Source organism: Wolbachia endosymbiont of Armadillidium vulgare str. wVulC, from assembly GCF_001027565.1.
Classification (GTDB): Bacteria; Pseudomonadota; Alphaproteobacteria; order Rickettsiales; family Anaplasmataceae; genus Wolbachia.
Genome location: NZ_ALWU01000001.1, coordinates 431616 through 446199 on the forward strand (window position 1 = coordinate 431616; position 14584 = coordinate 446199).

General features: G+C 32.7%; 12 protein-coding genes and 3 pseudogenes. 7 read left to right on the plus strand and 8 right to left on the minus strand.

Annotated features, from left to right (window positions below; genetic code table 11):
* Positions 1-32: 32 nt before the first annotated feature.
* Entirely contained in the window at positions 33-971 is a 939-nt protein-coding gene (locus wVul_RS02165; protein WP_047758966.1) for a hypothetical protein, read from the plus strand.
* A 365-nt stretch (positions 972-1336) separates the two neighbouring features.
* Here the strand turns inward: wVul_RS02165 and wVul_RS08340 are convergent.
* The 6 genes and pseudogenes from wVul_RS08340 to wVul_RS08345 all read right to left on the minus strand — a co-directional run bounded on the left by wVul_RS08340 (position 1337) and on the right by wVul_RS08345 (position 9523).
* Positions 1337-2447 (minus strand): annotated as a pseudogene (locus tag wVul_RS08340) (IS256 family transposase).
* Between the two features lie 98 nt (positions 2448-2545).
* Positions 2546-3889 carry a hypothetical protein gene (locus wVul_RS02180; protein WP_047758968.1) on the minus strand — a complete coding sequence of 448 codons (1344 nt, stop codon included), beginning with the start codon at positions 3887-3889 and terminating at the stop codon, positions 2546-2548.
* Positions 3890-3977: 88 nt separating this feature from the next.
* On the minus strand, positions 3978-4475 hold the full coding sequence (locus tag wVul_RS02185) for an ankyrin repeat domain-containing protein (protein WP_153295446.1): 498 nt from the start codon (positions 4473-4475) through the stop codon (positions 3978-3980).
* A 348-nt stretch (positions 4476-4823) separates the two neighbouring features.
* Entirely contained in the window at positions 4824-5705 is an 882-nt protein-coding gene (locus wVul_RS02190; RefSeq protein ID WP_161794184.1) for a glycine zipper 2TM domain-containing protein, read from the minus strand.
* Positions 5686-5877, minus strand: coding sequence for a hypothetical protein (locus wVul_RS02195; RefSeq protein ID WP_047758970.1), 192 nt, complete (start codon positions 5875-5877; stop codon positions 5686-5688). Before wVul_RS02195 ends, wVul_RS02190 begins: the two co-directional genes overlap by 20 nt.
* Before the next feature lie 640 nt (positions 5878-6517).
* A complete protein-coding gene (locus wVul_RS08345; RefSeq protein ID WP_153295448.1) occupies positions 6518-9523 on the minus strand; it encodes a leucine-rich repeat domain-containing protein in 3006 nt (1001 codons plus the stop codon).
* A gap of 625 nt (positions 9524-10148) precedes the next feature.
* Between wVul_RS08345 and wVul_RS02205 the strand changes: the two genes are divergently transcribed.
* From wVul_RS02205 to wVul_RS10245, 5 genes and pseudogenes are all read left to right on the plus strand, one after another.
* Entirely contained in the window at positions 10149-10355 is a 207-nt protein-coding gene (locus tag wVul_RS02205; RefSeq protein WP_047758971.1) for a hypothetical protein, read from the plus strand.
* 20 nt (positions 10356-10375) lie between these two features.
* A complete protein-coding gene (locus tag wVul_RS08350; RefSeq protein ID WP_153295449.1) occupies positions 10376-10591 on the plus strand; it encodes an IS110 family transposase in 216 nt (71 codons plus the stop codon).
* Between the two features lie 43 nt (positions 10592-10634).
* Positions 10635-10949: a transposase gene (locus tag wVul_RS08355; RefSeq protein WP_153295451.1), complete on the plus strand. Its 315-nt coding sequence runs from the start codon at positions 10635-10637 to the stop codon at positions 10947-10949.
* A gap of 4 nt (positions 10950-10953) precedes the next feature.
* The gene (locus wVul_RS08360) at positions 10954-11136 is read left to right on the plus strand and encodes a hypothetical protein (RefSeq protein WP_153295453.1); all 183 of its coding nucleotides are present in this window, start codon (positions 10954-10956) and stop codon (positions 11134-11136) included.
* A 754-nt stretch (positions 11137-11890) separates the two neighbouring features.
* Positions 11891-11983, plus strand: a pseudogene (locus wVul_RS10245) (IS630-like element ISWpi11 family transposase); the annotation flags it as partial.
* A 125-nt stretch (positions 11984-12108) separates the two neighbouring features.
* Here wVul_RS10245 and wVul_RS02215 read toward each other — a convergent pair.
* A complete protein-coding gene (locus wVul_RS02215) occupies positions 12109-12492 on the minus strand; it encodes a TraR/DksA family transcriptional regulator (RefSeq protein ID WP_047758972.1) in 384 nt (127 codons plus the stop codon).
* A gap of 106 nt (positions 12493-12598) precedes the next feature.
* On the opposite strand from wVul_RS02215, the gene wVul_RS02220 reads away from it, so the two are divergent.
* Complete coding sequence (locus tag wVul_RS02220) at positions 12599-13246, plus strand: heme exporter protein CcmB (RefSeq protein WP_047758973.1); 648 nt, start codon at positions 12599-12601, stop codon at positions 13244-13246.
* Positions 13247-13409: 163 nt separating this feature from the next.
* Here wVul_RS02220 and wVul_RS08370 read toward each other — a convergent pair.
* Positions 13410-14529 (minus strand): annotated as a pseudogene (locus wVul_RS08370) (transposase).
* Positions 14530-14584 lie beyond the last annotated feature (55 nt).

Below are 14584 nucleotides of genomic sequence, written 5' to 3' on the forward strand. Positions count from 1 at the left end.
GGTTACTGTAACGGTAAAGTTAAGGTAAAGCAATGGAGTTTTTATCATATAGTTCTGAGCAGCTCAAGCAATATTTTTTAGCACTAAGCAATGAAGAAAAAATTACTAACTATAGAAGGTTGCTGAAAGAAGCAAAAATTTTACTTGAAAAAGAAAGTAGTGATATAAATCAGCTTAAAAAGCTAAGCAATGCAGCCGTTGCTATAGAAGAAACTACTGAGCAAGAATTACTGAAGGAATTTAATGATGACCATCCACTGCGAGGAGTGAATGTTATAGTCTATCCTAAAAAAGATGGTAGTGAAGTAAATTACTTGTTCAGCTTGAGCGATTCATCAGAATTGTATGATGTGAAGGAAGATAGAGAAAAAGCGTTGTACCAGGCAATAAAATCAAGTGATATTGAGATAATAAAGCATTTGCTAATAATTGTGTTACCTGATAACGCTAAAAAGGTACGCAAGCTAAACTCAGATTACTTAAAAGAGCTAGAAACATTTCTATCAAAAGGCTACAAAGAACTGGAAAAAAATCTTTCAAAAGATATGAAAAATTACCTTGAGAAGAAGATAAGGTTTGTCAGCTTTTTATGCGATTTTAAATATCAAGAAAATCCAATAGAGTCATTTGCATCCCAAGCAGATGTTGATTATCAAATAGATAAATTTTTACTTTCTTTGATTGCAGAAAATACCAAAGAGAAAGAGCTATTAAGTAAAATAAACGAAATGATGGAACTTTTAGAAAAGCATGAAAGATTTGATGAATTAGAATACAAAGTGAGGAGACTAAAATCAGAGCTTGAGGGAGGAAAAAGTAAGTACTTAGCAGAAATTATGGGAGCAAGCATCAAAGAACGAGAAAGGGAGATGAGGGAAATTGAGGAAAAATATATACGGCCGCGTAATTTAATAAATGAAAGGAATGATTTATTAAAGCAGACATTAGCTTTTAAAAGGTACATACATTAACTTTAAGTTTTAATCTTATTGTTTTCCCTACCGAAGGTTATCTCACCTTGAGGCAAAGGAAAGGCTAGAATAGTCGCGTATGCTAGCACACCAAGTGCGATATGAAAGCCTACCAAAATACTGAAAAAGGGCCTTGGACCAAATGTAGATCAAACAATTGCCAAAGCATGTATAAATATATCTTGCACCACTTGTCCACATGACTATTATATAGCCAGGCTTGGCGTAGCAGGTTTTATGAATAATAGTGAGGATAAGAGAAGAAAAAAATTAGAAATTCGTATTCTATCAAGTAGAAGTAGGTTCTCTAATTGCATGAAAGTCAATAATAGGGAGTGTTAAATAAACTGTGTCAAACCGAATTTTTAATTCAACTCAATTTTCAATCTGTTGGGAAAGAAAATGTCGAGCTGAGATATAGTCAATGCCCAATCATGTACAGGCATAGTCCATTTCTCCTCCACTTTCTTTATAGCACAATATACCTGTTTATACAAGGCATTTATGCTAGTAAATGAGCCCTTGGTTTTGGTGAATTTCCTAATTTGCCTATGTAGCCCCTCTATGGGATTAGTAGTATAGATTATCCTCCTAACTGGGTCGGAATACTTAAAATAACCAGATAGGTTTTCCCAATTATTCTGCCAAGATTATAGGGTACTTTGTGCCCCATTTTTCATCTAATTCCAACAGATAATTCTCGGCAATTTCCTTACTTGAAGCTTTTCTTTAAATCACTCAAAAAACTCTTTACTAGCTACATACTTCAGTGAGTTACGTATCTGATGCACTATACACATTCTGCATTAGGGAACACACCGTTTATTGCTGCAGGAAAGCTTTTTAGCCCATCTACACATGCAATTAGAATATCTTCCACTCCTCTCTCTTTGAGATCATTTAGTACTCCCAACCAGAACTTCACTTTCAGCTAAATAAAACTTCTTTTCTGCCATTTTGCTAATATATTATACATACATTTACTTACACAACTCCTTAAAAAACCATGAAAACTATCGGATATACAGACTGCAGCGGACGACTACGCCATTCGTTGATTACTGTTTGTCAGTAATACTTGATATCTCTGCCGCCGATATTTTGTGATCGTAAATTTCCTCAATATGTGACGCTATATCTCCATGCCACTGGCAAATGTGCTTAAGACCTTTGCTTCAAGTTCTGTTGTTTGTCTTTTTCTAACTATTTGGGGTTCAAAGCTTCCTTCCCTGTCTCTAGGTGTTAACAACTCAAATGAGTTGTACGTAAAGTTTTTCCCATTTCTTCGATTATTTTCTTCACTTTCAGCTAATAAATGGTTTTCTATTTCACCTTCTAGACTCGCCTCCAGCAGCTTTTTTATAAATGGTGTTAATGCTCCCTCCTTTCCTGTCAACGGTCTTCCTTCTCGTATAGACGACAGGTTTCTAATTCTTTATAATCTACCAAACCGGTAGTTTTATTTACTTGACTCATGTCAAACCTCCGTTTTTTTATATCAATTATATTTTTATTTCTTGGTTTGACACAGTTTATTTAACACTCCCACTGAAATACTTAAACTCCTACTATTTTCACTTCACTTGTTGCTGCACTGAGTGACTTGAGTTCATACTAGCACCCTGATTTTCTGCATAACTTTCTCTACAGGAATTTGACGAAGAGTTTACTATATCGCCATACTCTAAATCTTTTACTGCTTCCAATGCTGCTTCCTCAATTTTTTCAGATAAGCTAACTCTTTCAGAAGACTGACAAAGCTCTCTAGATCGTTCAAAATACCCTTGTTCTATAGCTTGATTAACTGATAAACCTCCTAATAAGCAATTTTGCCCTATTTCTTCTTTACAACTTTTCAATTTCTCTAACTTTTCTTGATCTCTTACTTCTACCCCTATGAGATTTTCATCCTCCTCATCAAGATATAATTCAACTTCTAACTTCCCCAAGCTGGTGTAGAAAATTAACACTATACCGTCACTACCTGCAATGTCAGTGTAATTTCTTTCTTCTTTTTTAAATTCAACTATTACTTTACTTCCTCCTATCTCCAACTCGCAGACTTCTAATTCTAGATGTTCTACCTCCAATTCATTTGTAATTTTTACAATCTCAACAATACTACCTTGTGGATACTTTATATAAAAATATATATTATCTATGTTTATTTCTAACTCATCTTGAATTTGTTTGTTTTTGTTCACAATGCTTTCACGCGCAGCTCCTTCTAGCCGGCTTCTAATTTTTTCACATTCACCAGAAAGATAGTTATCAAACTGTTCATTACGAAGATTTATGAATCCCATAGTCGCATGTGACATCCTATCGTTATAGAAAAGACATCGCTGCACTTTCCCGCCTTTTAATAGTAAATCTTCAGCAATATCTAGTATAATGCTCACATTTTCTATTGCTGGATCTGGATCTTTACTACAATGAATCTCTCTGCCAGGGTTTACTTTTTCAAGAACATCTTGCATTTTCCTAAATATTAAATTCACTACAGTTGTTCCATTGTCGTCACAATATGAGTTCAATTTTATTCCCTTTTTAAGATACTCATCTACTACATCTTTAATATCTTTTAGAGCACTCTTTGCCCAGGCTTTTTCTCCTTTAATTTTCTTATACTCTTGTTCATTTTTTTCCTCTATATCATTCATCTTCTGATGAAATTCGTCGTTTAACAAACTCTCTTCATCAGTCAATGGTATTTCTTTTTCTGCTAAAGGTGAATCTCCTTTTAAAAAAGGAAGAGAGTTACCTAAATCACAGCTTGAGTTTGAGTCTTTCTCTGAGTTTAAATTGCTTAGATCAATATTTGGCTGTGAATCCCAATACTCTGAAAAATAATAACTTTTTGAGCTAGTTTGTTCTGCATATTCCACAAACTGCTTGTTTTTTATCTCACTATTCATAGCATACACCTCATCTTCAATACTTATTGTAACATGCAAGCGAAAATTAACAAGAAAATATACTGCCTATAGCTTAACAGAAAATGCCTCAATAGTTTCTATCCATTCCTGGTCTGTATAAGTTCTCCACGTTCACATCATTCATGTTGCCATTAGGCCCTTGCATTGCAGCTTGCTGCAATAAATTGACTACTTTCCCGTGTCCACAGGACTGAGCCAAATACAAAGGAGTACGTCCTTCATTATCTATTGCATTAACACGTGCTCCTCTCTCTAACAGAACTTTCACCATTTCTGGATAATCACTGCGAGCAGCAATATGCAAAGGAGTTTTTCTTTCAAAGTTTTCTGCATTAACATCTGCTCCATGCTTCAATAGTAATTTGACTACTTCTAAATTACCTTTCAAAGCAGCAAGATGCAAGAGAGCACACCTCTCAGAGTCTTCTGGATCAACGCCTAATTCATGTTTCAATAGTGCTTCAGCTACTTCTAAATTACCTTTCAAAGCAGCAAAATACAAAGGAGTATTTCCTTGCTCATCTGCGGTGGGCTCTACCGCTTTATCTTTATTACGTGGAAACATGTTACCTCGAACTTAAGTTTTTACAACAGCTTTTACTGTACGAGAGGTTAATAAATAAAGTCAAGACAATAATTCAATAAAAATATACTATAAATTAGTGTCATGAAAGGTTTAATTGTTTACTTTTTCTAAAAGCATAAAAATAGTGCGTATATTTGTGAGAACAATTGAAATAAAAGTGGTGTTGTGAAAACAAAGGTGTGAAATTTTTGCAACGAAGCTCAACAAATTAGTTCATATATAGATGTGGCGAAAGTAGACTAAAATGGCTGATTTTGCGTTATAATAGGGTAGTACAGAAAAGAGCTTTTTTTCTATACTACTTTTTTATACATTTAATAGTTTGGATTAAACCTTCAATCCTGGTTTAGAATGTTCAGTGATAGATATACCAAAAAATATATTCTTAACAGCAGTAAATCTACTTATATCAGGATCTTTTTGCTTCTCTTCACAAAATTTTCCAATGCCATAGCCTACTAATGTACCAACAGCAGCAGACACAATAAACACTGCAATAGCAACACTATGTGGCATTAAAGCTGCTGCTCCTGCAAGGTATGCTATTACCACACCAACAATTGCCCCAACACCTAAAGCGCTATACAAAGGTATGTTATTACGCTTAGATTTTTCTTGTGGAGTTAGTATTTCTTCTGGTTTATCATTGATACCTTCTCTTAGTGTAGCGTGTGATTGATCATTAATTTCTTTACCTAGGTAATTTTTTAATCCTCCACATGACTTATAAGATTCACGCTCTCTTGATAGGGTGTTGTGTAATTCCTCTTTTAAGGTATTGAGATTTTTATCTTGAGAGTTCTGTGTTGGCTGTTTTCCTAATGTTACTAACTCTTTTACTTTAGATTGTATATAATCTATAGCACCAGGAATTTTTCTTTCTAATCCAGCTATTCCAGTACCTAAATTATGTTTTCCTTTGTTATCACAGGGTATGACAACACATCCACCTTCTTTTACCCAAGTTTCAATAGGTTCAAATTCCTTATCCATTAGAACTTTAAACTCATTTATGCTAAGAGTATACTTATCACTATTATAGAAAGTAGTGGTTATTCCTATTGCATTGCCATTTATCCCACCGTTGCTTGGCAACCTATCATACGGTCCAGCAGCTGGTCTTGTAATTGCGGCTTGTTTACTACCTCCTGGATTGTGATTATCTGTTCTATATTTTGCGTCATCGTTATCACCAAACAAAATCACCAAACAAAAATAGAAGATCAGGATTATTTTTTATTTGCTCTTCAGTATACCAACCTAATGATTGATTGTTGCCCTCACCTTCATGGAATAATACTACTCTATTATTCTCATCTGGTTTAGGTTGTAATTTATCACTTGATCCTGACTTAGGAATGTTTTGAAAATTATAAGACATTTTATACCCCCTATATTTAATTTATTAAATTATATAAATTTATCAAGCTTGTTTTCCATAGCACTATCCCTAAAACATTGGAGAACAAGAACATTACTAATGGTAGTATGTACGTTCACACTTAGATCTCTACCGAATATATTAATCCCCTGATCAATAATATTTTTAGTATAACACTAATACTGATAGATGTAAAACTTTTTAACCAAGAACCTTGCTACATCAGATGTACTATACCTGCAGTCATTTTTCACGTGATTAACTCAGCGACTAAAGAGCAAATACAAAACAAGGGACGTAAATCATGGCCTAACAGCATAAATTAAAATTCAAAGAAACTTATAGGTATTATTTCTATGCCACTATTTCATTTTACAGCGTATGTATTTAGAAAGAATAAGATGTTGAATTAGCGTCACACAAGATTCAGTTATTTACTTTTCCCAAAATCGCAAAATAAAGTACCTACCTTTGTGAGAACACGTTGCATAAATATAGGGTTGTGAAAACAAAGGTGTGAAATTTTTGCAACGAAGCTCAACAAATTAGTTCATACAAAAATTTAGTCTAAATTAGCCAATTAATCACTTAAAATCCAATATGGAATGTTCTAAAAAGAAATCTTTCTCTGCCATTTCATTTAAGCCTCTAAATGTCTCTCATTAGTTACAATTGTGGCATCACTGTTTTTAAGTGAATTTGAAGGACTATTACAACAATATATGATCGCAGCAGCGACAAGACAACAAGCTCCAACTGCTATTCCCACTGCTAACATTTCTAAGTAAACTGCAATAGCTACACCTAAAGCAACTCCAGCTATTGCTAGCGTGGAAGCAGCTACAATAGTTTTCTTTTCAATTCGTGGACTTGGCTGTCGATTATTATTTTGAATACCATTTGTTTGATCTGTTGCTATAACTGAATTTTCTGGTTGTAATCTTTCTGGAACTAACAGTGTTTTGCTTTCCTCTGGAAAAATTGACTCATTAGCATCATAAAATTCTTCATCTGTGTCGCTCTCACTAATAGTTGCATAACTGTTACTATTATCTTCTGCATCAAAATCACTATTTTCATCAATTTGAGCTTCCGTTTCTCTTGTGATATTCTCCTGAAGATTAGATGGCTCTTGTGCAAAGCGTTGCATTACTTCTATCTCTGACAATCCCTCGATAACAAGAGCGTATTCACCTCTACTTGGTATACTTCTATTGTAATTCGGTAAAACACCCTTAATATTTTCGCTAAAATATTTACTTATCTCTGCTAAAATCTTTTGTTGTTTAAACGTAACTTTCTCAGGATCATTAATATCTATACATTCTATGCGTAATAAGTGATGTTGCAAAACCTCTTGTAACTCTGGATTATCCTTGACATATTGAATTAATCTGTCGGCTAAATTTTCTATAAACGGTGTAATGTTCTCTTTTGTAATAACATCTTTTTGTGCCTCCAATTTTTGTTCTTTTTCTAAATAGCAATCATATCGTTCCACGATTTCCGAGCTAATTTCTTCTATACTACTAATAATCTGGGTCCATGTCCCTTGGATGCAGGCACTGCTATTTTCACCATACGTTGTTGCTGCTGTATATATTTGTTTTAGAAGAACGAACTCTTTTTGCTCTCTCCAGACCTTTTCTATATCTAGACCACTGATTTCTTTAAACAACTTATTTATTTTTTTATCATCATCTATACCATTTAATAATCCGTGTAGTTCTGTTTTCTTAAATTGTCCTTCATTGAGGATGTCACTATTTCCGAGTTCTTTTCTAATTATAGACAATTTTCCTCTTACTAACTCTGAGTTTTGTTCCATAAGAGTAACTAGCAACTCCTTTTTTCCTTTCAGTGGAACGGAAAAATTATCAATAAGTAATTTTATATAACCTATAGATTCAGGTATAGTAATTTTTGCATCATCTCTCGTATAATCATATTGCAATTCCTGTGTTGGGTATTCTTGGTCATACTCACCGTGGCAGTTCTTTTTTAAATACTGCTGTTTTAGTGCTTGCTCGGCTTTATCAATGACAGTCTTAATAAATTCTTCATCACCTGGTATAGGATCAGTCTCGCGTAATGTTTTTTTCATCACACTTCCTTTTTCATTGTCAGTTAAACTAAGAAGCCTTAGTCTTATCGGATCATTATGATATTGTTCAAGTAATTCAGGTATATTTTCCACGTAAGAACCTGCAGCTTGCTTCAATTGTTCTTTGTCAACTTTTACGGATTCAACTAGCTTCTTAGTAAAAAAATTTATCCGTTTAACTATTGGACTTGCATGGACAGATTGACTATCTCGTGCAATGCGTTCATCTTCTCTTCTTTGATTCCTTTCTTTTTCAGGGACTATGCCACGTTCAAAGAAAAACTTTTGCATCTCAGGGGAGTGAGTATAAAAATGAGATAGCGTGTGCCCTTCCTCATCTCTTGAATTAATTAGAAAAGGATATTTATCAGGATCATTCAGCAGAAGCTTTATTCCCTCTTCGCAATGATTTTGTTGCGCAAGATCAAAAAACAACTTCTTTACGCTGTTTTCATCTAGCTTGCCAACATTACCGTTAGATCTTGCTCTTGCTTTAGACCATGATGCTTTCAGACATTTATAAAAAACTAGAGAGCTGCCTAGACATGTATAACCAAATTCATCTATGAATTCCCAGTATTCCTCAGATTCAGCCAAAGCTTTTACTTCTTTTATACCAATGTTGTTACTATTCAAATCAAATTTAATAAATTTTGTAAGATTAACTAAAGCTTTTACTCCTTCAGCACCAATATTGTTACTCCCCAAATTAAGTTCAGTAAGTTTTGTAAGCTTAGCTAAAGCTTTTACTCCTTCAGCACCAATATTGTTATTCCACAAATTAAGTTTAATAAGGTTTGTAAGCTTAGCTAAAGCTTTTACTCCTTCAGCACCAATGTTGTTACCACTCAAATCAAGTTTAGTAAGGTTTGTAAGTTCATCTAAAGCTTTTGCTCCTTTATCATCAATATTGTTATTAGCTAAATTAAGTTCAGTAAGGTTTGTAAGTTTAGCTAAAGCTTTTGCTCCTTCTTCACCAATTTTGTTATAACTCAAATTAAGTTTAGTAAGGTTTGTAAGTTTAGCTAAAGCTTTTGCTCCTTCTTCACCAATTTTGTTATAACTCAAATTAAGTTTAGTAAGGTTTGTAAGTTCATCTAAAGCTTTTATTCCTTTATCATCAATATTGTTATTAGCTAAATTAAGTTCAGTAAGGTTTGTAAGTTTAGCTAAAGCTTTTGCTCCTTCTTCACCAATATTGTTACTCCCCAAATTAAGTTCAGTAAGGTTTGTAAGTTTAGCTAAAGCTTTTGCTCCTTCTTCACTAATTTTGTTCAAACTCAAATCAAGAACAGTAAGGTTTGTAAGTTCATCTAAAGCTTTTGCTCCTTCTTCACCAATATTGTTATTCCACAAATCAAGTTTAGTAAGGTTTGTAAGCTTAGCTAAAGCTTTTACTCCTTCTTCATCAATACTACAATCCCCGAGAAAAAGTTGTGTAATACCTCTGTTCTCTTGCAAAAAGCTTATCAATTCCTTGATATCTACTTTTTGATAATACAAATGTAATCTGTCGCCTTGAACATGCTCGTTGAAATTCATTTTTACCTTACTAAATATTATTGTTTTAGCAAATATTTTAATACTTTTCAAGTAATATTTATAAAAAATACTGATTTCGTAGTGCCACAAAAAATTTATTTATTTACTTTTTTAAAAAAGCATAAAAATAGTACGTATATTTGTGAGAACAATTAAAATAAAAGCGGCGTTGTGAAAAGAGAAGCTTGAAATTTTTGCAATCAAATTAAGCAATTTGGTTCGTATGTAAATTTAGCAAAAGTAAGCTAATATAGCTAGTTTTAGCGTATAGTAAAGTTACTATATTGAAAAGTTCGAACGTATCACATGGTAGTGCACAGAGGGTTAATTCTTAACTAGATTGTACAATCAACATAAAAAGCCATATTCCACTGCTGCTATGAGAAAACTGCTTATTCTTACTAACTCTTTGGTCAGAGATGATAGGGTTTTTACTGAGGAATATAACTCTCAGTCAGTTTCTATCTAAGCTAACTCGTAGCAGTAGCTGTCACAAACTATAAGTACATACTGTAATTGCTATTGAATGATGGAGAGACATACTCCATTATTTTAGCACGAAGTAACAAATTCAATGAATTAGTTCTTCAAGAATAATTTAAACTTTTACAGTAGGAGTAGTCTCATGAAACATTATAGCGGGTTAGATGTCTCACTCAAAGAAACTTTTATTAGTATCATTGATGAGAAAGGAAAAATTGTTAAAGAAGGGGTTGTTGCAAGTGAAAGCAGTGCAATAGCTGATTGGTCAAAACAAAAAATACGAGTCCATAGGAATAGAAAGCGGGCAATTATCAATATCGATGTGCAAAGAGTTTTGGATTACCAGTAACTTGTGTAGATGCAAGGCATATGGCAGCAGCATTATCTGCGAGAATCAATAAGAATGATAAAAATGATGCAAGAGGCATAGCACAAATGATGAGAGTTGGGCTATTTAAGGAGGTATTAGTAAAATCAGACGAAGCTTGTCAGGTTAAAATAATACTTGGAAGCAGAAGACAATTAATACGTTGCAGAGAGCAAATTGCGGGAACAATAAGGGAAAATATACGGGATAAAAGTTAATCAACGTCTTAGTTCTGCAAACTTTGCTTTAAAAGTGCAAGAAATGGTTAATAATCTAGATGAAATTAGCCAAACCTCAATTGAATCATTAGTACATAGTTTAGAAATAATAGAAGAATCAACAAGAAAACTTGATAAAATGCTCTCAGAACAAAGCAAAAAAGATGAGGATTGTAAATTATTAACTACTGTTCCAGGAGTTGGTATTATAGTAGCAATGACATATAAAGCTGCAATAGATGATCTGCATAGGTTTGAAACATCTTATACAGTTGGAGCCTATATGGGATTAAGTCCAAGACAGTACGCTTCTGGTGAGATTGATCGACACGGAAGTATATCAAAAATGGGACTGTAGGAATATGTTATATGAAGCCGCGCAGGTCTTACTGGTAAAATGTAAAAGGACATTTAAATTAAGAAGCTGGGGATTGAAGCTTAAAAAGAAAAAGGGCATGAAAAAAGCAATTGTTGCAGTAGCAAGAAAATTAGCCGTGATTATGCACAAGATGCTAATCGATAGAAAAGAGTTTTGCTATCAATAAACACTAAAGAAGTATAAAACAATAATTTTACTGAAAGTAAATGCCGATGGAAGGGATAAGCAAGAGGATAAGTTGAAGCATAGACTTCGTGGCCGTCCACTTCCGCCTAACAAGTATAGTGCTACAATATAAATTAGCCATATTAGACCGCGGAGAGAACAATGGAAGCATGCTACTTTTAACTTATATTAAGACTATAGAGGAAAAGAATGATACCTTAGTTTTTATAAGCTTAATGAATATGTGGTTTAAGTTTGTGTGGACGCACATATTCATTGGCTACATAGTTTAAAAGAGATTAATTGGAAATTAGTGTTGATGTTTTTATTGCCAATAAAACCTCTTTTGATTGAATAAGATAATACAATAATAAATAAAAGGTTGTATTAGAGCTGAATTTTACATCAAAAAATATTTTTCATGATACAAAAAATTATTGTTGACTTTTATGCAATTAGAGAACTTATTCATAGCTACACTAAATATTTAAATTAAGGATTATAATATATTAATTTTTTATAAATCCACTGAATTGAAAATTTTTCGATATTTTTCATTTTTTTTATTAACACAACTGCTCTTTTCCCATTTCATTGAAAAATTTGTTGAGGTCTTTTGATAGGCAAGTTATTTTATTCATCGTTACTTCTCTCACTAAAAACATATCTGTGAGAACTTGTTATTCTATCTCCTCATATCTTTTTCCTTAACTTGACTCCTATGGTTTATTTAATACTCCCATAATGCAACTTTTCATAAGTCTAAAAAGATTGTCAAACTTGCCAAAAGCGTTGGTATAGAAATTCTGTATCCTCCTGCGTATTCTCCTGATTTTAATGACATTTAACACCATTGATTTGTTATCAAAAACAGAGCCAAAGAATATTTCTCTGTTTCAATCTTTTCGCCAGGCTGTCAATTTTGCTTTCCTTCATTTGTTTTCACTATTATGAGAAAAGCTATACTTGTAAATTAATCATTAATGTTATACACGTTCTTTTCTTTTTCTATTCTCTCTTGCTCTTCGATACAATATATAGCAAGCGGATTAGCTTTCAGTCTTTCAACTCCTATTTCTTCTCCTGTTCCATCACAGTAACCATAAGTGCCTGATTTTATTTTTTCTAACGCCTCCTTAATTTTTTCTTTTCTATCTTTGCGGCGCTTAATTAATTCCCCATTTCCACTATCTCCATCAGAATAAATACTACTATCTTCTAGATCTTGTTTCTCCAGGTCAGCAAGTATTGATTGTAACTTTAAGCTAAAGTATTCCAGTTGTTTTACGTTCATATATTCTTCATTTTCTGAAGGAGTGTAATCTTCCGGTAACTTTATTTTCATTAACTTCTCCATAGCATTATCAATAAAATATATTAAAACTTATATAACTTGTGAACAAAAAATTATACTACCCTCAAAGTAAACACTATAATTTATAATAAACATNTAAAATCCTGGTATGATAGATTTAGTAAAAAAATTAGTAATAGATGATAATAATGTTACTTATATAGTATGTATTTTTATTATAATGTTAAGTTTATCTTCATATACACTTGAAAACAACAATAAACAAGAAGTTATGTTAACATTAACATGGATATGTGCTACATTTGTTTTACAGATCTCTACAAACAATTTGTTTGCATCTGATCATCATGATGGAATATTAGAGCAAATCTTTGTACAGCCACTCTCTTCTAGGCTTATAATTGCTTATAAAATTTTCGCTCACTGGTTATTATTTGGGTTACCGATTTCAGTAATTTCTTCCATATTCAGCTTTGCAGTTCTAGGCAACAGTATTGAACACTCAATAGCAGTTGGAGTATCTTTATTATTTAATACGCTGATAATCATTAATATTTCAGCTACTGGAAATGCATTGATGATTGGTCGAAACAACTTAGCATCAGGAGTATCGCAAATTCTTGTTTTGCCAATGATAATGCCAACTTTTGTATATTTCAAATTGCTAACTCAATTTGAAAGTTTATCCTTGAATATTTATACACTACTAATCACCATTTTAATTTTTGTCATTTTGATTGTTAACAGCACCATAACTACTCACATGGCATTAAAATTTGCTGTGGAACAAGATTGAAAAACCTTACTGTTATTGAATAGACTTCTTGTATCTGTTCAGGCAATGGCGTCAACTTAAGGAAAGATGTTAAGGAGTAAAATACTACAAGAGACAGCACTTTTGTTTCTATTTTACTTTTATTTCTCGGATTGACACAGTTTATTTAACCATAGGCTTCAAGTTAAGAGATTGTGAGAAAATTTAGAGAGGTTAAAGTGGATAAGCCCTTCTACGTTTAATGAAAATTGCGACCAAGTTATAGTAAATTTTCTAAGAAATGCTAGTATAATCTTTAGTTAATACTAAAAATAACTCTCTAATCCGCCTTTTTAGCTCAATAAATGCCTTTATTAAACTGTATTCTTTTTTAGTTTTGTACAACTCATGAGAATTGCACATAATTTAGCATATAATTCACACTGTGTGGCTTCCCTATCAAGTCTTATATAGCTCTTGTATAGTTTAACTCAATTTGCCACCTTACTCTGTTGCTCAGCACTAATTTTATCCTCTGGAATATTAGTATTGACCAGTTCAACAATTTTTGATTCCTTTTGGAAGATATGTGACTTTGCTAATTTATTAGCTTTTCTTCTTCTAGCCATATCCAGTTAGTTTTTGACATATAATTCTTACCTGAATTTTTACTTCCTTTCCTAATTTTTTTCTGAAGATAATTGACCTTCCAAATACTCCAATAGCTCTATTTTTTGATTTATCATATATGTTGGTATCAACGACTTATGAAAAAGCTCCTATTTCATTAATTTGTTTAAAAGAACTAGGCACAAAGTAGCCAAAATCAAAAAATCATTGGCTGTTCAAGATAATCCCTATAACCTTGATCTGACCTCCATTAAATTTAATTTATCTAGCGCTTGATTCAGGTAATCAAAGACTAACTGTAGCTTTATTCTTGATTTAGTATTACTCTCACAATCTCTATAGCTATCCTTGTACATATCTTCCATGCTACCGGGTAGGCTAATGTAGCTGCTATCCAATAATTTAACGCTTCCTAATTGCTGTAAAATTTTGCAATCAATCCGTAGTTAAATAAACATAAAATACATTTGTTTCATAAACTCAACTGCTTCTTTAGTAAACCTAAACCCTGTTTTGTAATTTCTATCGAGTCTTCATTTAGCAATTGGCACATTGTTTCTATGCTGCAGTTTTCAATTACCCAAAATTATAGCTTTTATGAATGATGAACCGCCTCTTCCTTTTCTGTTTCAATTGATTGCCATTTCATTGAAAAATTTGTTGAGGTTATTTGATAGGCAAGTTATTTTATTTATCGTTACTTCTCTCACTAAAAGTATATCTGGGAGAACTTATACCTTATTATTTTCC